Source organism: Streptococcus sp. 1F3 (genome assembly GCF_054968985.1).
The window spans coordinates 71,978-95,715 of the sequence record NZ_JBUEQR010000044.1; the positions used below are offsets into that span (position 1 = coordinate 71,978).

24 protein-coding genes are annotated in these 23,738 nt (G+C 42.3%); 7 read left to right on the forward strand and 17 right to left on the reverse strand.

The genetic code is table 11. The annotated features are described in order from the left end of the window. Positions 1–12: 12 nt before the first annotated feature. Positions 13–396, reverse strand: coding sequence for a lactoylglutathione lyase (gene gloA, locus ACVPON_RS04470; protein ID WP_462876574.1), 384 nt, complete (start codon positions 394–396; stop codon positions 13–15). 280 nt (positions 397–676) lie between these two features. Continuing rightward, positions 677–1,369, reverse strand: a complete 693-nt coding sequence (locus ACVPON_RS04475) for a phosphoglycerate mutase (RefSeq protein WP_462876576.1) — start codon at positions 1,367–1,369, stop codon at positions 677–679. 300 nt (positions 1,370–1,669) lie between these two features. Here ACVPON_RS04475 and ACVPON_RS04480 point away from each other — a divergent pair, with 300 nt between their 5' ends. From ACVPON_RS04480 to ACVPON_RS04495, 4 genes are all read left to right on the forward strand, one after another. Continuing rightward, positions 1,670–2,854: an acetyl-CoA C-acetyltransferase gene (locus tag ACVPON_RS04480; protein WP_462876578.1), complete on the forward strand. Its 1,185-nt coding sequence runs from the start codon at positions 1,670–1,672 to the stop codon at positions 2,852–2,854. Positions 2,855–2,857: 3 nt separating this feature from the next. Then, a complete protein-coding gene (locus ACVPON_RS04485) occupies positions 2,858–4,021 on the forward strand; it encodes a hydroxymethylglutaryl-CoA synthase (protein ID WP_462876580.1) in 1,164 nt (387 codons plus the stop codon). A 51-nt stretch (positions 4,022–4,072) separates the two neighbouring features. Continuing rightward, the gene (locus ACVPON_RS04490) at positions 4,073–5,335 is read left to right on the forward strand and encodes a hydroxymethylglutaryl-CoA reductase, degradative (RefSeq protein WP_462876582.1); all 1,263 of its coding nucleotides are present in this window, start codon (positions 4,073–4,075) and stop codon (positions 5,333–5,335) included. A 375-nt stretch (positions 5,336–5,710) separates the two neighbouring features. Beyond that, positions 5,711–5,983, forward strand: a complete 273-nt coding sequence (locus tag ACVPON_RS04495) for a YiaA/YiaB family inner membrane protein (RefSeq protein ID WP_462876584.1) — start codon at positions 5,711–5,713, stop codon at positions 5,981–5,983. A gap of 236 nt (positions 5,984–6,219) precedes the next feature. Here the strand turns inward: ACVPON_RS04495 and ACVPON_RS04500 are convergent, their stop codons facing one another. The 15 genes from ACVPON_RS04500 to ACVPON_RS04570 all read right to left on the reverse strand — a co-directional run bounded on the left by ACVPON_RS04500 (position 6,220) and on the right by ACVPON_RS04570 (position 18,921). Beyond that, entirely contained in the window at positions 6,220–6,495 is a 276-nt protein-coding gene (locus tag ACVPON_RS04500; protein WP_462876586.1) for an HU family DNA-binding protein, read from the reverse strand. Positions 6,496–6,588: 93 nt separating this feature from the next. Next, positions 6,589–7,188, reverse strand: a complete 600-nt coding sequence (locus tag ACVPON_RS04505) for a YpmS family protein (protein WP_462876588.1) — start codon at positions 7,186–7,188, stop codon at positions 6,589–6,591. Continuing rightward, the gene (locus ACVPON_RS04510) at positions 7,157–7,999 is read right to left on the reverse strand and encodes an SGNH/GDSL hydrolase family protein (protein WP_462876590.1); all 843 of its coding nucleotides are present in this window, start codon (positions 7,997–7,999) and stop codon (positions 7,157–7,159) included. Before ACVPON_RS04510 ends, ACVPON_RS04505 begins: the two co-directional genes overlap by 32 nt. After that, a complete protein-coding gene (locus ACVPON_RS04515) occupies positions 7,992–8,825 on the reverse strand; it encodes a DegV family protein (RefSeq protein WP_462876592.1) in 834 nt (277 codons plus the stop codon). The genes ACVPON_RS04510 and ACVPON_RS04515 overlap by 8 nt, the downstream gene beginning before the upstream one ends. 253 nt (positions 8,826–9,078) lie before the next feature. Next, the gene (locus ACVPON_RS04520; RefSeq protein ID WP_462876593.1) at positions 9,079–9,810 is read right to left on the reverse strand and encodes a metallophosphoesterase; all 732 of its coding nucleotides are present in this window, start codon (positions 9,808–9,810) and stop codon (positions 9,079–9,081) included. A gap of 8 nt (positions 9,811–9,818) precedes the next feature. Next, the gene (gene recN / locus ACVPON_RS04525; RefSeq protein ID WP_462876595.1) at positions 9,819–11,480 is read right to left on the reverse strand and encodes a DNA repair protein RecN; all 1,662 of its coding nucleotides are present in this window, start codon (positions 11,478–11,480) and stop codon (positions 9,819–9,821) included. Positions 11,481–11,486: 6 nt separating this feature from the next. Further along, positions 11,487–11,918 (reverse strand): arginine repressor, encoded by a 432-nt coding sequence (locus tag ACVPON_RS04530; protein ID WP_462876597.1) that lies wholly within the window; start codon positions 11,916–11,918, stop codon positions 11,487–11,489. Next, on the reverse strand, positions 11,911–12,726 hold the full coding sequence (locus ACVPON_RS04535) for a TlyA family RNA methyltransferase (RefSeq protein WP_462876599.1): 816 nt from the start codon (positions 12,724–12,726) through the stop codon (positions 11,911–11,913). Before ACVPON_RS04535 ends, ACVPON_RS04530 begins: the two co-directional genes overlap by 8 nt. Continuing rightward, on the reverse strand, positions 12,719–13,594 hold the full coding sequence (locus tag ACVPON_RS04540; protein ID WP_462876601.1) for a polyprenyl synthetase family protein: 876 nt from the start codon (positions 13,592–13,594) through the stop codon (positions 12,719–12,721). Before ACVPON_RS04540 ends, ACVPON_RS04535 begins: the two co-directional genes overlap by 8 nt. Beyond that, positions 13,591–13,803, reverse strand: coding sequence for an exodeoxyribonuclease VII small subunit (locus tag ACVPON_RS04545; RefSeq protein ID WP_462876603.1), 213 nt, complete (start codon positions 13,801–13,803; stop codon positions 13,591–13,593). The genes ACVPON_RS04540 and ACVPON_RS04545 overlap by 4 nt, the downstream gene beginning before the upstream one ends. Beyond that, complete coding sequence (gene xseA / locus ACVPON_RS04550; protein WP_462876605.1) at positions 13,781–15,121, reverse strand: exodeoxyribonuclease VII large subunit; 1,341 nt, start codon at positions 15,119–15,121, stop codon at positions 13,781–13,783. Before xseA ends, ACVPON_RS04545 begins: the two co-directional genes overlap by 23 nt. An 803-nt stretch (positions 15,122–15,924) precedes the next feature. Next, positions 15,925–16,788 (reverse strand): bifunctional methylenetetrahydrofolate dehydrogenase/methenyltetrahydrofolate cyclohydrolase, encoded by an 864-nt coding sequence (locus ACVPON_RS04555; RefSeq protein WP_462876607.1) that lies wholly within the window; start codon positions 16,786–16,788, stop codon positions 15,925–15,927. A 357-nt stretch (positions 16,789–17,145) separates the two neighbouring features. Then, positions 17,146–17,880 (reverse strand): amino acid ABC transporter ATP-binding protein, encoded by a 735-nt coding sequence (locus ACVPON_RS04560; RefSeq protein ID WP_462876609.1) that lies wholly within the window; start codon positions 17,878–17,880, stop codon positions 17,146–17,148. Next, on the reverse strand, positions 17,873–18,562 hold the full coding sequence (locus ACVPON_RS04565) for an amino acid ABC transporter permease (RefSeq protein WP_462876611.1): 690 nt from the start codon (positions 18,560–18,562) through the stop codon (positions 17,873–17,875). The genes ACVPON_RS04560 and ACVPON_RS04565 overlap by 8 nt, the downstream gene beginning before the upstream one ends. A 128-nt stretch (positions 18,563–18,690) precedes the next feature. Continuing rightward, a complete protein-coding gene (locus ACVPON_RS04570; protein ID WP_462876614.1) occupies positions 18,691–18,921 on the reverse strand; it encodes a DUF1797 family protein in 231 nt (76 codons plus the stop codon). Positions 18,922–19,977: 1,056 nt separating this feature from the next. Between ACVPON_RS04570 and ACVPON_RS04575 the strand changes: the two genes are divergently transcribed. The 3 genes from ACVPON_RS04575 to ACVPON_RS04585 all read left to right on the forward strand — a co-directional run bounded on the left by ACVPON_RS04575 (position 19,978) and on the right by ACVPON_RS04585 (position 23,071). After that, the gene (locus ACVPON_RS04575; protein ID WP_462876616.1) at positions 19,978–22,191 is read left to right on the forward strand and encodes an ATP-dependent Clp protease ATP-binding subunit; all 2,214 of its coding nucleotides are present in this window, start codon (positions 19,978–19,980) and stop codon (positions 22,189–22,191) included. Positions 22,192–22,250: 59 nt separating this feature from the next. Then, positions 22,251–22,703: an NUDIX hydrolase gene (locus ACVPON_RS04580; protein ID WP_462876618.1), complete on the forward strand. Its 453-nt coding sequence runs from the start codon at positions 22,251–22,253 to the stop codon at positions 22,701–22,703. Between the two features lie 65 nt (positions 22,704–22,768). Then, complete coding sequence (locus tag ACVPON_RS04585) at positions 22,769–23,071, forward strand: DUF1827 family protein (RefSeq protein ID WP_462876620.1); 303 nt, start codon at positions 22,769–22,771, stop codon at positions 23,069–23,071. The last annotated feature ends 667 nt before the right edge of the window (positions 23,072–23,738 follow it).

Below are 23,738 nucleotides of genomic sequence, written 5' to 3' on the forward strand. Positions count from 1 at the left end.
TGCCTTTCTTTTCTAATCCGCACGAATAACTTCTACCCGATAACCATCTGGATCTGTAACAAAATAATAATGCCCAGGATTTCCAGGTAAACCAGACAAGTCAGTCGTTGGATAACCTAGTGCCTTATGCTTAGCATTATCCCCTTCCAAATCATCTGACAAAAGCGCTAAATGTGAAAAACCATCTCCAACTACATATGGACCATGGTCATAATTATAGGTCAGCTCAATCTCAAATTCATCGCCAGGAAGCGCCAGATACACTAGAGTGAATTGATGCTCTGGATAATCCCTACGGCGTACTTCTTGAAAGCCAAAAGCCCGTTCATAAAATTCCTGAGAGGCTTCTAGATTTTCAACGCGCAAACAAGCGTGCAACATTTTCTTACTTGCCATTTCATTCTCCTTTACCATTCTATATGCCTTGTATTATATCATAAATAGGTACTTTTTTGCCATAAAAGATGTAACATCCTGCTTTAGCTTTAAAATACTCAAGATACAAAACCCATGAAAAACTCCACTGGAGACTGCTTCATTCATTGAAACAGCCCTCCATAATGTCTAAGAAATCACTCAAAAAAATCTGGTACAAACACCCAAGTTGTAAGCATCCTCGGTGTTTGTACCAGTTCCTTTATCTATCGTAGATGTTTACCCTTGAGGCTTAAAGAGCCTATTTCCCAAGGTAATATTCAGCTACTACATTTAATTTTTCATCAAATTCAAATACAAGCGGCGGGAAGTTTGGAATTTCTACATCCATAATTTCATCGTCTGACAAGCCTTTGATGTGTTTTACAAGTGCACGAATGGAGTTTCCATGTGCTCCTACGAATACGTTTTGACCTGATTTAAGGGCTGGTGCAATCTTATCCTCCCAGAATGGAAGAGCACGCTCAAGCGTTACTTTCAAGTTTTCAGCATCTGGAACAACAGAATCATCCAACAGAGCATAGCGACGATCAGTGTGTGCAGAATACTCATCATCTTTTGCCATGGCTGGAGGCAATACATCATAAGAACGACGCCAGATATGTACTTGTTCATCACCGAATTGCTCAGCTGCTTCTGCCTTGTTTTTACCAGTCAAGCCACCGTAGTGACGCTCGTTCAAACGCCAAGACTTTTCAACTGGAACCCATAATTGATCCGCAGCTTCAAGGGCAAGGTTTGTTGTTTTAATCGCACGTTTTAAGACTGAAGTGTAGGCTTGGTCAAATTCAATCCCTGCTTCTTTGATCAATTTACCAGCATCGATTGCTTGTTGTGTCCCTTTTTCAGACAAGTCAACATCTGCCCAACCCGTGAAAAGGTTGGCTTTATTCCATTCAGACTCACCGTGGCGAGCAAACACTAATTTTACCATTGTTTGTTTCTCCTTTTATTTTCGAGGTGTCCCTCTTTCCTTTTCTATTCTACACAAAAAGTAGGAAAAAAGCTAGCCCTATCTAAATCTGGGTGCGCTTACATTTTTCTATGCTAGAAAATCAGCCCTAAGACTGAGATTTATTGCTATTATTTAGCTAAAAAAATGGTATAATAGTAGGGCTGAATACGACACATTCACGATGATCTATTCATTTCTGTCCTCATCATTCACCCTAGAATGGAACAGCTTAACTGATCTGAATATGAAATAAAAAGCGATAGATTTATAGGAGTTCACATGAAAAAAGTCGCAATCGTATCTGCCTATCGATCTGCTATCGGGCGTTTTGGAGGCAGTTTAAAAGATATTCACATTGCTGATTTAGGAGCGCAGGTCTTACAGGCTAGCCTAAAGAAGGCAACTATCCCCCATGAACAAATTGATGAAGTCATTATCGGCAATGTTCTGACTAGTGGACAAGGGCAAAATGTTGCCCGCCAAATTGCTATCAAAAGCGGTCTGCCTGAGACAGTTCCTGCCTATACAGTCAATAAGGTCTGCGGATCTGGACTAAAATCAGTCCTCCTAGCAGCCCAATCCATCCTACTTGGCGACAATGATATCGTTGTCGCAGGTGGAATTGAAATCATGAGCCAGGCACCCTATCTTTCTAAGCACAGTCGCTTTGGGGGCAAACTAGGAAACCTACTTTTGGAAGATTCTCTCTTAACAGACGGTCTAACAGATGCCTTTAGTCAAGAACACATGGGGATCACAGCTGAAAATATCGCCGAGAAGTATGCGATCAGTCGCCAAGCGCAGGACCGCTTTGCCTTACACAGCCAAGAAAAGGCAGCAATCGCTATTGAGACAGGACGGTTTTCAGACGAGATTATCCCCATCCATCTGCAAACACAAAAGGGGGAAAGCATCTTTGAAGTGGATGAATACCCTCGTCTTAGCCCCCTTGAGAAATTAGCTAGTCTGCGCCCTTCCTTCAAAAAAGACGGAACGGTTACAGCTGCCAATGCCTCTGGGATCAACGACGGGTGTGCAATGCTGGTCTTGATGTCTGATGAAAAGGTCCGAGAACTTGGTGTGACACCTCTTGCCTATATTGAAAGCTATGCAACCAGTGGACTTGACCCCGCTTATATGGGACTTGGTCCAATTTCAGCTAGTCAAAAAGCACTTGCTAAAGTAAATAAAACCATTGCTGACATTGACTTATTCGAACTCAACGAAGCCTTTGCTGCACAAGCCATTCCTGTCATTCAAGAATTAGGAATTGATGCTAAAAAGGTAAATGTCAACGGAGGCGCTATCGCTTTAGGGCATCCAATCGGAGCCAGCGGTAGCCGCATCCTTGTCAGCCTCATCCACGAAATGCAAAAACGTGGCCATCACTTGGGACTTTGCTCTCTCTGTATCGGAGGAGGGCAGGGTGTTTCCCTCATTATCTCAACTCCACAAAAAGGATAAACTATGAATATTGGTATTGATAAAATCGGTTTTGCAGCACCTAGCTATGTCCTAGACCTAGCTGATTTGGCGCTTGCGCGACAAATCGATCCTAATAAATTTAAAATTGGTTTGCTCCAAAGCGAGATGGCTGTAGCTCCAATTACACAAGATATTGTGACTTTAGGAGCACAAGCGGCGGCGACTATCTTATCAGAAGAAGACAAAGCAGCTATTGACATGGTCATTGTAGGAACCGAATCAAGCATCGATCAGAGCAAGGCAGCGGCTGTCTTTATTCATCAACTCTTGGGGATTCAACCCTTTACCCGTTCGATTGAAATCAAGGAAGCCTGCTATGGAGCTACGGCAGGTCTCAGTCTCGCTAAAAGCCATATCGCCCAGTCTCCTCACTCGAAAGTTCTCGTCATTGCAAGCGATATTGCGAAGTATGGCATCGCTTCAGGCGGAGAAGCTACACAAGGGGCAGGCGCTATCGCTATGCTCATCACAGCAGATCCTAGCATCATGATTCTTCACAATGACAATGTCTGTCAAACTCGGGACATCATGGATTTCTGGCGTCCAAATTACGACAAATATCCTCGAGTAGACGGCAAATTTTCGACAGAACAATACACAGATTGCTTGAAGACTACCTTTGACTACTATGTCGAGCAAACAGGTAACAATCTGGCAGATTTTGCTGCCATGTGCTTACACATTCCCTTCTCAAAACAAGGACTAAAAGGACTGCAAGCAATCTGCCACAATGATGAGGAAACCCTACATCGCCTAACCAAACGCTTCCATGAGGCAACAGTCTACAATCAAGTGGTCGGAAATATCTATACAGCATCCATTTTTCTATCCCTACTATCGCTTTTAGAAAATAGCCAAGCCCTAGAAGCCGGCAACTCTATCCTCTTTTATAGCTATGGTAGTGGAGCTGTCTGTGAAATCTTTAGCGGAACACTTGTGGAGGGTTACCACCAGCAATTAGCCGCTAGGGAGCGCCTGGACCAGCTAAGAGCCCGCAAACGCCTCAGCGTTGCAGAATACGAAGCAATCTTCTTTGAAGAAATCAAACTAGACGAAGCTGGAAATGCTATTGGGCTACCAGTAGATGATTGTCCATTTGCCCTGCTATCCGTTAACCAACACAAGCGTATTTACCGTAAAAATTAGAAAAAAGGCACCTCTTGGCACTGCCAAGAGGGGCTTTTGTAAGGAGTTGACATGTCTCTTTTTTCAGGATTTTATAAAAAAACAAGGCAAGAACGAATTGCCATTGCTGCTGAAACCCGTCAGCTTTCCCCACAGAGTAAGGATATTCTCTTAGCCGATCAAAATCTCCCAGAAGCCATTGCCGGGAAAATGGCTGAAAATCATCTAGGAACTTTTTCACTACCTTTTTCACTAGTCCCACAATTAGTCGTTGACGGTGTGGAATACAGTATTCCAATGGTGACAGAAGAACCCTCTGTTGTTGCCGCCTGTTCTTTCGGTGCTAAACTTATTGCTAAGGCAGGTGGATTCACTAGCTCTATTTCCGAACGCCTCATGATTGGGCAAGTAGCCCTCTATGATGTTCCAGATATGGAAAAAGCTAAAATGGCGATTCTCTGCCAACAAGACAGCATTCTTGCCCATGCAAATCATGCCCACCCCTCAATTGTTCAACGAGGAGGAGGGGCCCGTCAGCTGACGGTCGAACAAAAAGAAGACTTCCTCATTGCCTACCTCCATGTCGATGTTCAAGAAGCAATGGGAGCCAATATTCTCAACAATATGCTGGAAGCTATTAAGGATGAATTAGCTGACTTGGCGCAAGGAAAAGCGCTCATGGCTATCCTGTCTAACTACGCAACCGAATCCCTTGTAACAGCAAGTTGCCGTATTCCAATCAAACAGTCTCACCTTGCACTAGAAACGGCACAGAGCCTTGCCAGAGCTAGTAAGCTCGCTCAAGTGGATCCTTACCGAGCTGCTACCCACAATAAAGGCATTTTCAACGGAATTGACGCGATTGTCCTCGCTACTGGAAATGATTGGCGTGCTATTGAAGCAGGGGCGCATGCCTACGCTAGTAGAGATGGATACTATCGTGGTCTATCCACTTGGGAAATCGTCGCTGATGATCTAATTGGACAGCTGACGATCCCACTTCCTATCGCAACCGTTGGAGGCTCAATTGGGCTCAATCCAAAAGTACAAGCAGCCTTTGATATACTAGGTCAGCCAACAGCAAGGACATTGGCTGCGATTGTCGCATCGGTCGGACTATGCCAAAACTTTGCTGCCCTCCGTGCCCTTGTCACTGCAGGTATCCAGCAGGGACACATGAAACTCCATGCCAAATCCCTTGCCATGCTAGCTGGAGCTAGGGAGCATGAGATCGACCAGGTCGCACGACTCCTACGTCAAGCACCTCATACCAATTTAGAAACTGCCCAATCTATCCTAGAAGAACTTCGAAAAAAGGAAACGAATACTCAATAAAAATCAAAAGTAGACTAGCTTTCACAATTAAGAATTGTGAAAGATTGGAAATGAGATTAGCACCGCTCATTTCCTTATAATCGAAGCCGAAGGTAGAACGAGCATTCACCAAGGCAAGTTGACGAAGTATCCTTTTATTTTTAAAGAGTATAAAAATAGAAAACAGGGATGCTTCCTATTTTGCTTCTAGTACAATCGTTTCGTTTCCTTTTAGTACTAGGCAACGAGCTACAGGCTATACTAGCGAAAAAGTCTCATTCCTTGCTGTTTTGTTTCTCATAAACCATCCATCAGCTGTCACAATTAAATACTACAATACTCTTGTTTCCCATAAAGAATTATGCTATAATGGTTAAAAATTAAAGGAGAATCCTTATGAATAAAGTAAAAAAGAAAATCTATCGTAATACCCCTGCCTTTACTCTCATGGCTTGGGCGTCATTTGCTTTCTTTTCAGCCCTCATTTTAATTGGTCTCTATACCCTAAAAGAACCACTCATGGTAAAGGGCTACTACCTCATGGGAGCGGTTGGCTTGATTTCCTCTTCCTTTACCGTTTCAAAAGTTGTTCGTGACAACCAAGAAGACGAAGATAACTACAACCTATTGTTGCAAAAAGCTGCAGCAGAAGATAATACAGACAACTAATACTCGGCAACTAGCAACATTTCCTAAGAGAGGGGTTGCTAGTTTTATTTCCCTTTATACTTATCCGAAATCAAAAAGCCTATCTTGCAAGCTGAAACTTGAAAAAATCAAGTGCTTGATCGATAGGCTTTTACACTTTCAACATTGATGCTGACAAATCTCTTGGCAACCCTGTGAAAGTTCTAGTCATTCTAACGGAGGTGCGACTACGATATCAAAGATTTCCGTCTTACCTCTTATTTTACAGCGTCTTTAAGAGCTTTACCAGCTTTGAAGGCTGGAACTTTAGAAGCTGCAATTGTGATTTCTTTACCAGTTTGTGGGTTGCGACCTTTACGTGCTGCACGTTCACGGACTTCAAAGTTACCAAAACCGATTAATTGAACTTTTTCACCTGCTGCAAGGTAGTCAGAAACTGCTGCAAACACTGCATCAACTGCTGCTGCTGAATCTTTCTTCGTCAATGAAGTTGCTTCTGCAACTTTTGCAATTAAATCTTGTTTATTAGCCATTTTGCTAAATCCTCCAATTAATTTTCTGAGTTATTACTCACTCTAATATAGTACCGAATTTTATCCATTTGGTCAAGCTTTTAGTACGATTTACTAGCTTTTTCTGTAAATATCAAAAATGAGCTGATTATGATACAAATCAATAGTATTGGCTTTGATGTATATTTTTTGTGCGTTCTCAATAGCACTGAGCTGAATCGTTACAGTAGCCTTTGATGCGTCAATTTGTACAAATCCTGGCAGTTGTGACTGCTTTTTAATATAGGATAAAATCTCCTCCTTAGGCAGGGCTAAGGTCCCTGCCGAAATTTCTGACACTGTCAGTAGAATGCTACCGTCATTTAATTTATTGGGTTGGAAATAAATATAAAGAGGAATGTCGAGCCCCCAAATATTATAACTTCCCTCAAATAAGAGGAATTGATTGGTCGCTGTTAGGCTATAGGAAAAAGCCTCTGTCTGATAGTCTTTTAAGTAGGTCGCCAATATCCTGTTTAACTGCTCTTTGGTTGTTGTAAAGGTTCCCAACTTTTCATCATTTGATGACTCTACTGAAACAAATGAGGTACTAGAATCCTCGCGGACAGAGGAAATTCGTCCTAATAGGACGAGACTAAAGGCTAACATGGCAGCCACTAGAGCCAGGAAAGCCCATTTCCATTTATTGATTTTTCCACTCTTCTTTTGTTGCACGAATAGCCTCCATAACTGCCTTGTTCATGATTTCATATCCTGTATTATTGGGATGAAAATGATCTTCTTCAGCCAGCAAATGATTGCTTACCTTACTTGATGTAGCATCTGACTGACTAATTCCCTTTTCCCCTTCCAAGCCCTTATAAAGCAAATCATTGATTGGAACAAAATAAACTCCCTCTAAACGCTTGATTGTAGATGCGGTCACCTGATTCCAATGATCTACAACTGTCTGCATTTCCGTCAATTCAGGAAAATTGAGGTAAAAAGGATTGTAGATTCCGATAACATAAATCGGTAGCTGAGGATTATCAGCTCGAGCCTTCTCAATAATCTTTAGCAGTCGTTGGCTATATTCTTGCGCAGGAGCATCAAAGACAGAAAGCTCAAGGCTAGTCAGATTAGCGAGAATAATCTGGCGTAAGTCATTGCCTCCAACTGTTAGGGTCAGCAGATCTGCCCTTGCAAGGCTTTCAGCAATTTCTACCTGATCCATCCGATCTAAGATTTGCTGACTGGTATTGCCAGATACCCCATAGTTATCATAGGTAACTTGATAGTCATATTGATTGCCAAGCTCCTGAGCAAGGAGCGGTACAAAACCACCTTGCCCCGTCTTATCTCCCACTCCCTGAGTCAATGAATCCCCTAGAGCTACATAGTAACATTCTCTTACTTCTCCTGTCATGTCCTTATTCTTTTCAAGGAGGGATGCAGCTCTAGGAATCAATAGTTGAAAGAAAAAGAGAAAGCCCAGCAGGCTGAGAAAAAAGAATAAAAAATGATGTAAAATTCTTCGACTATTCATAGCGTACTAGGACTGCCCAGGCATCTTCTCCTGTATGAGTTTGAATAATGGATCCTGTCTCCAACACAGAAATATCTTCTGCAACAAAGGGTTGTAAGGCCTGCTTCATCTCCTGAGCAAAATCAGGTGCTCCTGCGTAGGAAATACCAATTTCCGCTACCTTTTTCGTTTCCAAGGTTGCTACAAATTCACCCAGCCATTTTTTGAAGGTTTTAGAACCCCGCCCCTTGGTAATCGGATGCAGTTGATGATCCGTCATCTCCATAATCACACGAATATTGAGAAGCGAGCTCAATAGGCCTGTCACCCGACCAATTCGTCCCCCCTTGACAAGATTTTCCAAGGTGGAGATACCGATGTAGAGTTCTGTCTTTTGCTGGACTTCTGCCACAGCCGCAAGAATCTCTTCCTTGCTTGCCCCAGCTTGGGCACAACGTGCTGCAGTAACAACTTGGAATTTTGTTGCTTGGTCCGTGAAACCAGAATCAATCACCGTCACATCTACTCCTGATAGGGTCGCTCCTTGACGAGCTGCTTCGACCGTCCCTGAGAGAGCATGCGATAGAAGAATAGCAATGATTTGACTACCGTCTGCAGCTAAGTGAGCAAAGGTTTCTGCAAATAATCCCACCGGAGGCTGACTGGTCTTAGGAAGGTTTTTACTTTCCCGCATCAATCTCAAAAACTGCCCCTCTTCAAGGTCACTATCAGAATAGACTACACCACCAACCATTACCGATAAAGGAACTACTGTAATTCCTAATTCTTCAACGAGTGATGGCTCAATCGTTGTACTAGAATCTGTAACAATTTTTATCGTACTCATATCTCTCCCTATTCTTTCCTATCTATTCTTTTCATTATATCAAAATTTTCTTGTTTGGGCTATTGGAAGCAAATACTAAAAAATGCTCCTAATTGGAACATTTTTAGAACCTATATTCACAAATAAAGTGCTTCGTCTTTCGCTCATCAAGGCAGTTTTTTGAGGAAATACGGACTGTATGTTGAAAAAAACAAAGGATCAGTAGCTTAAAAACAAGCCTTAGCTGGAAGCGTTGAACTGTGAATACAGGTTCTTAATCATCACTGGCAGTAAAGCCGTCATTTGAAAGGGCATAATGCTCTGCTATTTTGCCATTTTGAAAGAGAATACCATGTAATACTCCCCCATAAACAGCACCACCATCCATACCAATTTTACCATCAGGTGTTTGCCATAATGTAGGACTTTCCAAGGATTCTCCTGTCAGATAAGTAACAGGAGTATGCCCAAAGACAATCCCTTTTCCAGTCCTATTTTCTGCCTGATGAAATGGAGCACGTAGCCAAACCTTTTGATAGTCTGTCGTATCCTGCCAGTTATCCAAGGTCAAATCAAGACCAGCATGAACAAAAATCAACTTTTCCGTCTCCAAATGAAAGGGCATTTGCCGCATAAAGGCAACCAAATCGCCTGCTTTTTCCATCACTTGCTTGGCATCTTTCATTTCATCTACTGGAGTATCCAAGGGACGCCCTAGAATCGAATTGATTGTGGTATCGCCACCATTTCGTCTATAGTGAGCATACCGTTCGCACGGATGATCCAACCAAGCTAAAAACATATATTCATGATTGCCCGACAGGCAAATCGCTTTGTGTTGCTCTACTAAACCTTTAACCCGTTCCAGAACAGCCCGACTATTTTCTCCACGGTCAATCAAGTCTCCTAAAAAGATGAGCTGGTCCTCCCCATTCCAATATTGGAGAAGCGATTCAAGCATTCCTATTTTTCCATGAACATCTCCGATGGCAAAATAATTCGGCATTCTCTTCCTCATTCTTTCTTTAGTAATTCCTTGGCCTGAGTCAGAGCAGCTTCCGTTACATTTTCTCCAGCTAACATCTTAGCAACTTCCTCAATCCGCTCCTCAATCGTCAAGAGACGAGTACGAGAAAGAGTGGAGTGGTCATCACTAATTTTCTCAATAAAGAACTGATAATCTGCAATTGCAATCACTTGTGGTAGGTGAGAAATCGCCAAGACTTGACCTTGCGAGCCAATCTTGTAAATTTTTTGGGCAATCGCCTGAGCCACACGACCAGATACTCCAGTATCCACCTCATCAAAGACGATACTGGTCTTTGCCTCTTTACGAGAAAAAGCAGATTTAATGGCTAGCATCAAGCGGGATAATTCTCCTCCACTTGCCACCTTGACAAGGGGTTTAAAATCCTCACCAGGATTGGTTGAAATATAAAATTCCACCTGCTCATTCCCCTCACGACCGAACTTGCCCTTGCTGAAGCGCACCTGAAAATCAGCTTTGTCCATGTAGAGATCTTTTAACTCTTGCTTAATCTCTTGCTCAAGACTTTCTGCTAAGGCATGCCTTGCACTGGCTAGGGCTCCTGCCAGACCAATCACATCTTTTTCACGCGCTTTTAACTCTACTTCCAGATGTTCAGATGAAACATCTGAGCCTGTTAAAAGGTGATATTCCTTTGTAATCTGTTCTAGATAATCCAAGACATCATCTACAGCACCACCATATTTACGGGTAATACTGTAGATTAAGTCTAAACGGCTTTCTACCTGCATGAGACGATTCCCGTCAAAATCAAGCCCATCGATCACACTCTCTAGGCGCTTGGTCACATCTTCTAAGACATAGTAGGTCTCAGAAAGACTACTCGCCAATTCCTTGTAACTCCTATCAAATTCTTCGATAGATTCCAAATCATGCATAGCAGATCGAACATTTCCCAGACTAGAAAATTCTTCATTATCCAGCAGGGTGTAAGCATTCGTCAAGGTATCTGCAATCTGTTTGTGATTGAGCAATCTTTCTCGCTCTTGATGTAGCTCCTTGTCCTCACCCGCCTTCAAATCTGCTGCTTCAAGCTCAGCCATTTGATATTCAAGCATCTCAATACGAGCCTTATTTTCTTCTTGATGTTTCTGAATACTCAGGACCTGTTTACGCAATGTTTTATAGGCTTCAAAAGCAGATCTATAATCTGCCTTTAATCTGAAAAAGGCTTCATCTCCAAATTCATCTAGCATGGCAATATGATGCTGCGGTCGCATCAGTTCTTCCTGATCATGCTGCCCATGAATATCAACCAAATGTTGGCCGACAGCCTTTAAGACAGATAAATTAACCAGCTGACCATTGATACGGCTGATACTGCGACCATTTTGCAAAATCTCACGGCGAATAATCAGCTCATCTGACATCTCCAATCCCTGGTCTTTCAAGAGTTCACATAAACTTCGACTTTGTTCAACCGAAAATAAGCCCTCAATCTCAGCTTTAGGCATACCATGGCGAATGACATCGGTCGTCGCCCTGCTCCCCAACATCATGTTCATAGCATCAATAATGATGGATTTCCCTGCCCCTGTTTCCCCTGTAAGGACAGTCATTCCCTGCTCAAAATGGAGGGAAATTTCCTCAATAATAGCAAAATTTTTAATGGAAATTTCAAGTAACATGACAACCTACCAACTTTTTACTGTTTCTAATATCTCAAGTGCCTTCTCTTTATCCCTAGCAATAATCAGAATCGTGTCGTCATCTGAAACAATGCTAAAAATAAACTCTGAAAATACTTCAACAATCTGATTTTTCACAAATGCCGTGCTTCCTGGTACCAAGCTCAAGTTCAGCATATTGTCCAATCTTCCAGACGACAAGACAGTTCTCTCAACCAATTTTAAACCAGATACCTTATTTTGGGGTAACTCATAAATATAACTATTATCCTTCAAGGGTGTCTTGACAATCCCTAACTCCTTGATGTCACGTGATACAGTTGCTTGAGTAGCAGTCATACCAGATTTCCGAAGATGTTCGACAATCTCTTCTTGCGTACCGATATCAAAATCTGTCACAAATCTTCTAATTTTCTCTAAACGTTCTTTTTTACCCATCTTTAAATTCCTTATGTGCTTGCTCTACAACCCTTTCAATCACAGGGACAACTTGATTTTCAGCAGGACTTTCTTTTTTTAAATAGGCTAAAAATTCCACATTCCCATGACCACCTTGAATCGGTGAAAAGTCAAGGGCCTTGACTGTAAATCCTGCTACCACCGCACCAGCAGTTACCGTTTCCAAAACCATGCGATGGACAGCCTTGTCCTTGATGATTCCATTCTTGCCAATCTGCTCACGCCCTGCTTCAAATTGCGGTTTGATAAGCGCAACCACTTCTCCCTCATCCGCCAAAATGGCTGATAAGGCTGGCAAAATCAAGCTGAGCGAGATAAAGCTGACGTCAATACTTGCAAACTGCGGTCTAAATTCAAAATCGCTGGGCTGTGCATAACGAAAGTTAAATTGCTCCATGCTAACCACACGCTCATCCTGTCGAATTTTCCAGGCTAACTGATTGGTTCCTACATCAACAGCATAGACCAAATCCACTCCATTTTGTAACATGGCATCGGTAAAGCCCCCCGTTGAAGCACCGATATCAAGGGCTGTTTTTCCTACTAGAGACAAGTTAAATACCCGCAAGGCCTTTTCTAATTTTAGACCACCGCGGCTGACATATTTCAACTTCTCCCCTTTTAATTTTAGCTCCGTACTATCCGCTATCTTCTCACCGGGCTTATCATAACGTTCGCCATTGATAACAGAAACTACTAAACCAGCCATAACCCCACGTTTTGCCTGCTCCCGCGTATCAAAGAGCCCTTGTTTGTAAGCCAGTACATCCACTCTTTCCTTAGCCATTTAATCGTAAACTTTCTACTATTTCTCGAATCTTATCTGCCCGAAAAGCTGACTGCTCTTCCAAGGCTAGCAAGCCTGCTGACACCTTATCCAGACACTTCTCTAAGTATGCCTTCGCTTCCTCTAGTCCAAGCAGGGCAGGATAGGTAGATTTGTCTGCTACCAAGTCTTTATTCGGTGTTTTTCCTAATTCCTCAAAACTAGCAGTCACATCTAGAATGTCATCTCGGACTTGGAAAGCCAAGCCGAGCCACTCACCTATTTCTTGTAAGCTGTCCTTGATATGAAGCGTAGCCTCCATCACCACTCCTGCTGCTACAAATGGATAGGCAAGAAGTTTTCCTGTTTTATGGGCGTGAATGGTCTGCAATTCCGAAAGGGTTAAACGACGCTTTTCTCCCTCCATATCGAGAACCTGTCCACCGACCATGCCAAAGGTTCCCGCTGCTTTAGATAGTTCCGCAATCAATTCCACTCGAATCTGACTTGGAAGCTCTGCCATTGCCACCAAGGCATAGGAATCCAGAAAGAGGCTATCGCCAGCCAAAATCGCCATGTCTTCACCAAATTTCTTATGACTAGTCAAGCGACCACGACGATAATCATCATTATCCATGGCAGGTAGATCATCGTGAATCAAACTCCCTGTATGAATCATCTCAAGAGCAGCTGCTACCTGCACATGAGCTTCCGTCAAAGTCAGACCGAATCCTTCCAAAAGATCCAAGAACAAAAGGGGACGCAAGCGCTTACCTCCTGCCTGAATCGAATAAAGAATCGCCTCAACTAAACGAGGGGCAAGGGACTTTTCGCTATAAAAGTCCAACATCACTCGCTCCAACCAATCCAATCGTTCTACTTGCTTCATTCCATGTCCGTTTCTGTTCCATCTGCCTGCATGACCTTCACCAGGGTCTTTTCTGCCTGATTCAGCGTTTCTTGAAGTTCTTTTGAGAGTTTCATTCCCTTTTGAAATTCAGCAATCGCATCTTCTAACGCAATATCACCGCTTTCCAAACGTCCTACAATCTGTTCTAAATCTGCTAAGTTTTCCTCAAATTTCTTTTGTTTTGACATCTTTTACCTCAACTTCTAAGTGACCGTCACGGAGCTGAACGGTTACACTTTCCTTTATCTGAACCTTTTGAATACTATCAACTACCTGCCCATTTTGCTCCACAATCGCATAGCCCCTTGCCACAATACGACTGGTATCCAGCATTACAAGGCTATTTGCTAAGCGTTTCACTTCTGCGTCTTTCTGAGCATAAAGGACACTAGTATGATTGCGCAACAAGCGTTTTTGTTGGGCTACTTTTTCTTGGTAAAAAGCTATTTGCTTGACTGGGGAGCAAGCCAATAAACGCTGCCGCAAGATCTGACTGCGTTTTTGCCCTTCATGTCTATATTCGCGAATAGACTGCTTCATGCGCAATTGTAAGTGATCCAATTTTTGCAAATAAGCATCATAGAGCCTCTCTGGCTGTCTAAAAATCACAGAATGGGTTAATTTTTCTAGACGTTCACGGTGGTAGAGTAGACGATTTCCTACTGCCTTGCTCATCCGATTTTCTTGCTGTTTCAGATAAGACAGCACATCCAATTTGGTCACCGGTGTCGCTAACTCTGCCGCAGCCGTCGGTGTTGCTGCCCGCCTATCAGCCACAAAGTCCGCCAAGGTTGTATCCGTTTCATGCCCAACACTTGAAATAATAGGAATCCGTGACTCAAAGATTGCTCGCACTACTACTTCTTCATTAAAAGCCCATAAATCCTCAATAGAGCCTCCTCCACGCCCAATAATCAAAAGGTCCAAGTCCTCTCGCTCATTAGCCCTTCGGATATTATGTGCAATATCAGCCGCTGCCCCATCTCCTTGCACTTTTGTTGGATAAAGGAGCACTTGCCGACCCGGAAAACGCCTACTTACCGTTGTGATAATATCACGAATAACCGCTCCACTAGGGCTAGTCACCACACCAATTTTCTGTGCAAATTGCGGTAGGTCTTGTTTGAATGTATCTTGAAAAAGCCCCTCGTCTCCCAGTTTCTTTTTCAATTGCTCAAACTGGATTGCAAGAGCACCAACCCCATCTGGCTCAGCCTTTTCAATAATAATGGAGTAACTACCACTTGGCTCATAGAGCTGAATCCTACCAACGACATTGACTTTCATGCCCTCTTCCAATTCAAACCCAAAAGACTTGTAAACCCCAGCCCAAACCGTTGCCTGAATCACCGCCTTTTCATCTTTAAGTGAAAAATATTGATGACTAGGTCGCTTACGAAAATTAGACACCTGACCTGTCAAATAGACCCGCTCCAAATACGGATCCCGATCAAACTTTAATTTCAAATACTTAGTCAATGACGACACCGATAAATAATCTGGCATAAAACTCCTTTCAATTAAGATACCAAGCCCGTGAAGAACTCAATGAAGATACGAGAGCGTGAAACGAGTAAAGCAAAAATAGGAGGTTTGACGCAGATCCTTGGTTCTAGGAAAAACTATCTTTTTTGCACAACTCGTAGCTCGAGTTCAATAAAATCAAGATACAAAGCCCGTGAAAAACTCAAAGCGAAAATAGAAAATTTGACGAAGAAACTTTAGTTTCTAGGAGAATTTGTCTTTTTCGCAAAGAGTTTAGGGCGGGTTCAATGAAGATGTGAGGACGTCAAGAGCCAAGTAAAAATAGGAGATTTACGACGTGTTCGATGAACACGAGGAAATCTATCTTTTTTACACAGCTCTTAGTCCGAACTCAGTTACATTAAGATACGAGAGAGTGAAACGAGTAAAGCGAAAATAGGAGATGGATGCAGTGTTCGATGAACACGAGGAAATCTATCTTTTTTACACAGCTCTTAGTCCGAACTCAGTTACATTAAGATACGAGAGCGTGAAACGAGTAAAGCAAAAATAGGAGGTTTGACGCAGATCCTTGGTTCTAGGAAAAACTATCTTTTTTGCACAACTCGTAGCTCGAGTTCAATTAAATCAAGATACCAAGCCCGTGAAAAACTCAAAGCGAAAATAGGAGATTTACGATGTGTTCGATGAACACGAGGAAATCTATCTTTTTTACACAGCTCTTAGTCCGAACTCAGTTACATTAAGATACAAGAGCGTCTGGCACGAGTGTTACTCGTGTTATTTCCAACCTTCATCAGTCTGGAATAGTCCCTAGAGTTGATTTAATCATTTGCTTGTAAAGCAATAAGCCTCTTGCAAGCCTGATAAGTCTGCTCCATGAGCATGGTAATGGTCATAGGACCTACTCCCCCCGGAACAGGGGTGATATGGCTTGCAAGTTCCTTGACTTCATCAAAGGCAACATCACCAATCAGCTTGCCATTCTCATCACGATTCATTCCAACATCAATCACGACTGCTCCTGCCTTGACAAACTCCTTGGTCACAAAATGCCCACGACCGATAGCTACAACTAAGATGTCAGCTTCTCGAGTAAGGGAAGATAAATTCTCTGTTCGCGAATGAGCAATCGTCACCGTCGCATTGGCATCTAGTAAGAGCTGGGCCATGGGCTTTCCAACAATATTGCTACGACCAATTACGACAGCTTTTTTTCCTTCAGGATTGATCCTATATTCGCGCAAGAGCTCCATAATACCTGCAGGAGTTGAGGGAATCATAACAGGATGACCACTCCAGAATTTCCCCATATTCATGGGGTGAAAACCATCTACATCCTTATCTGGATCAATGGCAAGGAGAATCGCTTCCTCATCCATATGCTCAGGCAAGGGAAGTTGAACCAAAATGCCATGCCAGTTGGCATCCTGATTATAACGATCAATCACCGCCAAAAGCTCCTCTTGGCTCGTCGTATCAGACAAACGCACTACTTCGCTCCTAAATCCAGCTGCGAGAGCTGAGCGCTCCTTATTACGAACATAGACCTGACTAGCAGGATTGTCTCCGACCAAAATCACAACAAGACCTGGCTCCACTCCCGTCTTTTCTTTTAATACTGCCGTCTTGGCTGCTAACTGTCCCTGCATTTTTGCTGCTAAAGCTTTTCCATCCATCCGTGTCATCTTCATCTCCTTTACGTTTTTTTCATTATACCAAAATTTTATCCCTACTCCTAGCACTTTGTCACCCTCAGGAGATGGGATAAGACATATTTTAAGCTTTTCTTAGCTGATGCAAAAACAAGTTCTTTTTTCTTGACTCACTCTGGTAATCCGGTCATTCAGAAGTGGTATTTACAGCCCCTACTTCTCTTACAGATTCTTTTGCTAATACTCTTCAATCCCAAATAGAGAAACGGAGTTTCCACAATCGTCGAAGTAATAAAAGTTAGACGAAATAAGTATATTTGATAACTAGTACCTTCATTCCTACAATCAACCAGTATGCCAAAACCGCTGAATAAACTCCAGCGGTTATTTTTATAATACTTTTGACAAAAAATTTCTGGTTCGTTCTTCTTGAGTTTCTTCAAAGACTTGCTGCGGTGTCCCGTCTTCTACGACAAGGCCGCCGTCCATAAAGATGACACGATCAGCTACCTCCCGTGCAAAGCCCATTTCATGGGTCACAATAACCATGGTCATCCCTGACTTAGCCAAATCCTGCATGACAGCCAGCACCTCTCCAACCATTTCTGGGTCAAGGGCAGACGTCGGCTCATCAAATAGTAAGACATCTGGTGCCATCGCAAGTCCTCGTGCAATGGCAATCCGTTGCTGCTGTCCTCCTGATAGACTTTGAGGATAGGCATGAGCCTTGTCTGGTAATCCTACTTTGTCAAGTAAGTCATAGGCAATTTTTTCTGCCTCAGCCTTTGTTAATCCCTTCGTCTTTATCGGTGACAAGGTGATATTATCCAAAACAGACATATTTGGGAAAAGATTGAATTGCTGGAAAACCATCCCCATCTTTTCCCGCATTTTGAAAATGTCATTTGACTTATCGGTAATATCTACCCCCTCAAAGGTCACCGTACCTTTGGTTGGTACTTCGAGCAGATTCATGGTTCGTAAAAAGGTTGATTTCCCACTACCGGAAGGTCCGATAATGACGACTACCTGTCCCTTGCCAATCTCAAGGTCAATCCCTTTTAACACCTCATTTTTACCGAATGATTTATGAAGATTCTTGATCGAAAGAATAGTCTCACACATGTACCTGCCCTCCTTTATTTAACTGTTTCTCCAATACTTGAATCGCTACCGTCAAGACGCTAGTCATAATTAAATAATAAACAGCCGCAAATAAAAGAGGCGTCAAAGTCAAATAGGTCGTTGACGCAACAGTCGTTGCACTGTTCCAGAGCTCAATTACGCCGATTGTAGACAAGAGGGAACTGTCTTTTAAAATCGTCACAAACTCATTTCCCAAAGCTGGCAAGATATTTTTTATTGCCTGTGGCATGATGACCGATTTCATGGCTTCAAAAGGACGAATCCCCAAAGAGTAGGCGGCTTCCAGCTGCCCCTTAGGGACGGCGTTAATTCCTGCCCTCACTGTCTCTGATACATAAGCACCACTATTCATGGATATCACAATGATGCCCGGTAGCAAGCGAGATAGGTCTACGGATAAAATCCCCAACTCAAAGGTCGGTGCCGTGATGTTCATAACCGCAAAGGCAATCATAATCTGCACCACCATAGGGGTTCCACGGAAAATCCAGACATAGACATTGGCTAACCAAGCCAAGGGAGAAAACTTGCTACGTTGAGCAAATGCCAACATCATTCCTAAAATACTCCCGAAGAATACAACCAAGACTGCTATCATCAGCGTTACAATCGCTCCATAATTAAAATAATCCCAATACTTGGGAAGGAATGAAAAATCCATTTCTCTACCTCTTTTCACACTGTTTATTTCATACATTATAGCATTTATTGAATAAAAATACAACTTTCTTGTTTAAATATTCATTTCATAAAAAAAGCACCGAGGTGCTTTTTCATTTCTAGTCAGAATTAGTACAATAATTCATAAATTTCCATTGCAATCAAGTCAATGCTATCAAAGGTATATGTCTCACGTGCTTGGACATCGCGAAGCGTAAAGACAGAACCATTTTCTTCATCAAAGTTGTAAGCAACCTCTGCAACAACAATTCCATCACGTTCAAAATTACGTTTTAAGGTTCCACCGTCAGTCGTCATGGCTTCCAAACGGTTAATAATTCGCACTAAATGTGATTCCATATCACTTCTCCTAATTCTTATTATAAAAACATTCTACCACATTTCCTGTAAAAAGTCTTGCTTTATCTATCTTTCTTCTTGCCACCCCCAGTAATAGCTCCTCTCATAGTCCTTTGCTTGATACATGATCAGCCTTTCAACCGCTAGAGTGCAACTCACTAGCAATAGACCTAATCCAGTGGAGTAGGTTTGTTTACCCGGGCTGAGAAACTAAAAAGCGAGGATAAATCCCATTGCTTGCAAGACAAGCTGCTTTGATTGTCTATTTTGTCTAGGAGTTGCTTCACCAGTCACTTTCAGACTGGTGAAGGTTGGAAATAAAACGAGTGAAACGCGTGTCAAATGCTCTCGTATCTTGTGTAATTGAGTTCAGCCTAAAACCTCGGAAAAAAGATAAATCTCATTGGTTGCCAAGCAACCTGCTTCAATTCTCTATTCTGTCTAGGAATTACTTCACCATTCACTTTCAGACTGGTGAAAGTTGGAAATAAAACGAGTGAAACTCATGTCAAACGCTTTCGTATCTTATGTAATTGAGTTCAGCCTAAAACCTCGGAAAAAAGATAAATCTCATTGGTTGCCAAGCAACCTGCTTCGATTTCCTATTTTTCAGTCGGTTTTTTAACGGCTTCACATCTTAATTGAACTCGAGCTACGAGTTGTGCAAAAAAGATAGTTTTTCCTAGAACCAAGGTTCTGCGTCAAAACTCCTATTTTTGCTTTACTCGTTTCACGCTCTCGTATCTTAATTGAGTTCTTCACGGGCTTGTATCTTGGTGTAATTGAACTCGCCCTAAACTCTTTGCGAAAAAGATAGATTGTCTTGTGTTCATCGAACACTGCATCAATCTCCTATTTTCGCTTTGAGTTCTTCACGGGCTTGTATCTTGATTTAATCAATAGTAGATTCTTGCAATTTGGCTAAATATTGTTATAATAAACTTATATCTGACCTTTATTGACTATTTGTCTCTTGCAGATTGTACTAGTCCTATCATTCTTCCATATTTGAAGAATAAAAAAAAGGCAACTATTCGATAGAAAAGAGGGATTCCCATGCTTTGTCATAATTGTAATATCAACGATGCAACTATTCATCTCTATACAAATCTTAATGGTAAACAACAACAGGTGGACCTCTGCCACAACTGTTACCAAATTATGAAAACCGACCCTAATAATGCTATTTTAAAAGGTCTGGGAGATCTTGCCAATCCAAATAATATGGATCCATTCAGCGAGTTTTTCAATAATATTGGTGGTATTCCGGGGCATACACCTGCTGGAAAACCTCGCAACCAAACCCCACCTACCCAATCAGGTGGTGGTAACCGTGGTAACAATGGCGGGTCCACCCCTCCTCCACAACAGCCCAAAGGCTTGCTGGAAGAATTTGGCATTAATGTAACCGAAATTGCCCGCCGTGGGGATATTGACCCTGTCATCGGTCGTGACGAAGAAATCAAACGAGTCATCGAAATTCTAAACCGCAGAACCAAGAATAATCCTGTCCTCATCGGTGAGCCTGGGGTTGGAAAAACAGCTGTTGTCGAAGGTCTAGCCCAAAAGATTGTTGATGGCGATGTTCCACAAAAACTCCAAGGCCGTGAAGTCATCCGCCTTGATGTAGTCAGTCTAGTTCAAGGAACCGGTATCCGTGGACAATTTGAAGAGCGCATGCAAAAGCTAATGGAGGAAATTCGGAACCGTAAGGAAATCATTCTCTTCATTGACGAAATTCATGAGATTGTTGGCGCTGGCTCTGCTGGTGACGGCAATATGGACGCAGGCAACATCTTGAAACCTGCCCTTGCTCGTGGCGAGATGCAGCTAGTCGGCGCTACCACACTCAACGAGTACCGCATCATTGAAAAAGATGCAGCTCTGGAACGCCGTATGCAACCTGTCAAGGTCGATGAACCAAGTGTCAATGAAACAATCACTATTCTAAAAGGGATTCAAAGTAAGTATCAGGACTATCACCATGTCAAATACACCGATGAAGCCATTGAAGCCGCTGCTATTTTGTCCAATCGCTACATTCAAGACCGATTCCTACCAGATAAGGCCATTGATTTGCTGGATGAAGCTGGTTCGAAGATGAACCTAACCTTGAATTTCGTTGATCCAAAAGAAATTGACCAGCGCTTGATTGATGCTGAAAATCGCAAAACCCAAGCAACTCGTGATGAAGATTTTGAAAAAGCAGCCTATTACCGCGATCAAATCGCCAAGTATAAGGAAATGCAAAAAGCAACGATTAGCGATGAAGATATTCCAGTCATTACCGAAAAAGAAATCGAAGCAATTATTGAACAAAAAACCAATATCCCTGTCGGTGATTTGAAAGAAAAAGAACAGTCACAGTTGATTAACCTAGCTAGTGACCTAAAAGCCCACGTCATCGGTCAAGATGATGCCGTTGATAAAATTGCTAAGGCCATTCGTCGCAACCGGGTGGGGCTAGGTGCACCGAACCGTCCGATCGGAAGTTTCCTCTTTGTTGGACCAACAGGGGTCGGAAAAACCGAATTATCAAAACAACTAGCCATTGAATTGTTTGGTTCTGCTGATAATATGATCCGTTTTGATATGTCCGAATATATGGAAAAACATGCCGTTGCAAAATTAGTCGGTGCTCCTCCTGGTTACGTTGGCTACGAGGAGGCTGGACAGTTGACAGAAAAAGTCCGCCGTAATCCCTATTCACTCATTCTACTCGATGAAATTGAAAAAGCCCACCCTGACGTCATGCATATGTTCCTCCAAGTCCTTGATGATGGTCGCTTGACAGATGGACAAGGGCGTACCGTCAGTTTCAAAGATACCATTATCATCATGACCTCAAATGCTGGAACAGGTAAAGTAGAAGCTAGTGTCGGCTTCGGTGCTTCTCTGGAAGGGCGCACCCATTCTGTCCTCGGTCAGCTCAGTCATTTCTTCAGCCCAGAATTTATGAATCGATTTGATGGTATTATCGAATTCCATGCCCTCAGCAAGGAAAACCTCCTCCATATCGTTAATCTCATGCTCCTTGATGTCAATAAACGTTTAGAAACAACAGGACTTACCCTTCATGTAACCGATAAGGTCAAGGAAAAATTGGTTGACCTGGGCTATGATCCTAAAATGGGAGCTCGCCCGCTTCGTAGAACCATTCAAGAATACATTGAAGATCCATTGACAGACTTCTATTTAGAACATCCAGAAGAAAAAAATCTGCGTGCTGTCCTCACCAGTAAGGGAACAATCTCTATAAAAGCAAAATAAACTTTCTTTTTCCTATATTTATGCTATAATGATAAAAAAATCACTATTGAGGGAGACCTATGACACACGCAACATTCGGTAAGAAAGAAACAGGAGTAACCTATCAACATCGTTACGGTGTCTATGCTGTCATTCCCGATCTTCAAAAAGAGCATATCATCCTAGTTCAAGCCCCCAACGGTGCCTGGTTTCTTCCAGGAGGAGAAATCGAGGCAGGTGAAAACCACTTGACTGCCCTTGGACGTGAATTGTTAGAAGAACTTGGTTTCACAGCAGAAATTGGCACCTATTATGGTCAAGCAGATGAATACTTCTATTCACGCCATCGCGATACCCACTACTACAATCCTGCCTACATCTATGAAATCACGAGCTACCAAAAAGTAGGCAACCCCCTTGAAGACTTCAACCATCTGGCTTGGTTTGATGTCGATACTGCTATTCATAAGCTCAAACGAGGAAGCCACAAGTGGGGGATTGAACAATGGAAGCTAGCCCATAAGAACAATTAAGACTAGTCAAACACCCTCAATAGTGCTATAATAAATGCAGGGAATCATTAGGTTGGAGGTCAAGCATGAAAATCATCAATACGACAAACAGTCAAGCACAGCTCGTGCAAAATCAATTGGCAAATACGGATGCTTTTCTAGTGGAAACCTATTCTGCTGGAAACACAGATGTTATTTTTACGCAAGCACCGCTTCACTACGAACTCTTGATTAGCAATAAGTACCGCGCTGTTCAAATGTCCGAGATCGAACGAATTCGTGACTTCTTTCTCAAGCGCAAAATCAATACCGACATTATCGATCAGGCAGGCATTCAAACCATTCATACCGACCATTTGATTGAGATGTCAATTCCGATTGTAAAATAACTTCTTACGAACCATCAGCTAGGCTGGTGGTTTTCTTATTTCCACTAATTTATCCTAGCTAATCTATCCGATACATTCTATTTTATAGTGATTTGAAACAAGATCAGGACAAATAATGTGGCAATATAGAAGCCTACTCTAATCCTATTAAACTCTATAGCAAGCATCTAATACTCTTTAAAAATCAAAAGGCTCCTTCGTCCACTTGCCTTGGTGAAGGCTCGTTCTACCTTCGGCTTCGATTATAAGGAAATGAGCGGTGCTACTCTCATTTCCAACCTTCACCATTCTTAATTGTGAAAGCTAGTCTACTTTCGATTTTTATGGAGTATAAGTGTCCTCATTTTGTTTCAATCTACTATATAGTTGTTTCGTTTACTTTTAGTACTAGGCAAGGAGCTGCAGGCTGCTTCAACAGTCTAAGGACTGTTGAAGGTTGGAAATCATACTGACGATAGTCAGTAACAATCGTGGAGTACGGCAAAGCGAGTTCCAAACATCTTCTAGATGATTGGAAGTGGGAAATAAGGAAACGGAGTTTCCACAATCGTCAAAGTAATGAAAGTTAAACTAAATGAGTATAAAACAAAGGCTCTATAATTTCTGTAGTGGGTAAATCCACTGTAGAGATTATGGAGCCTTTTTGAGTATAGAAAAAAAGTCCCAT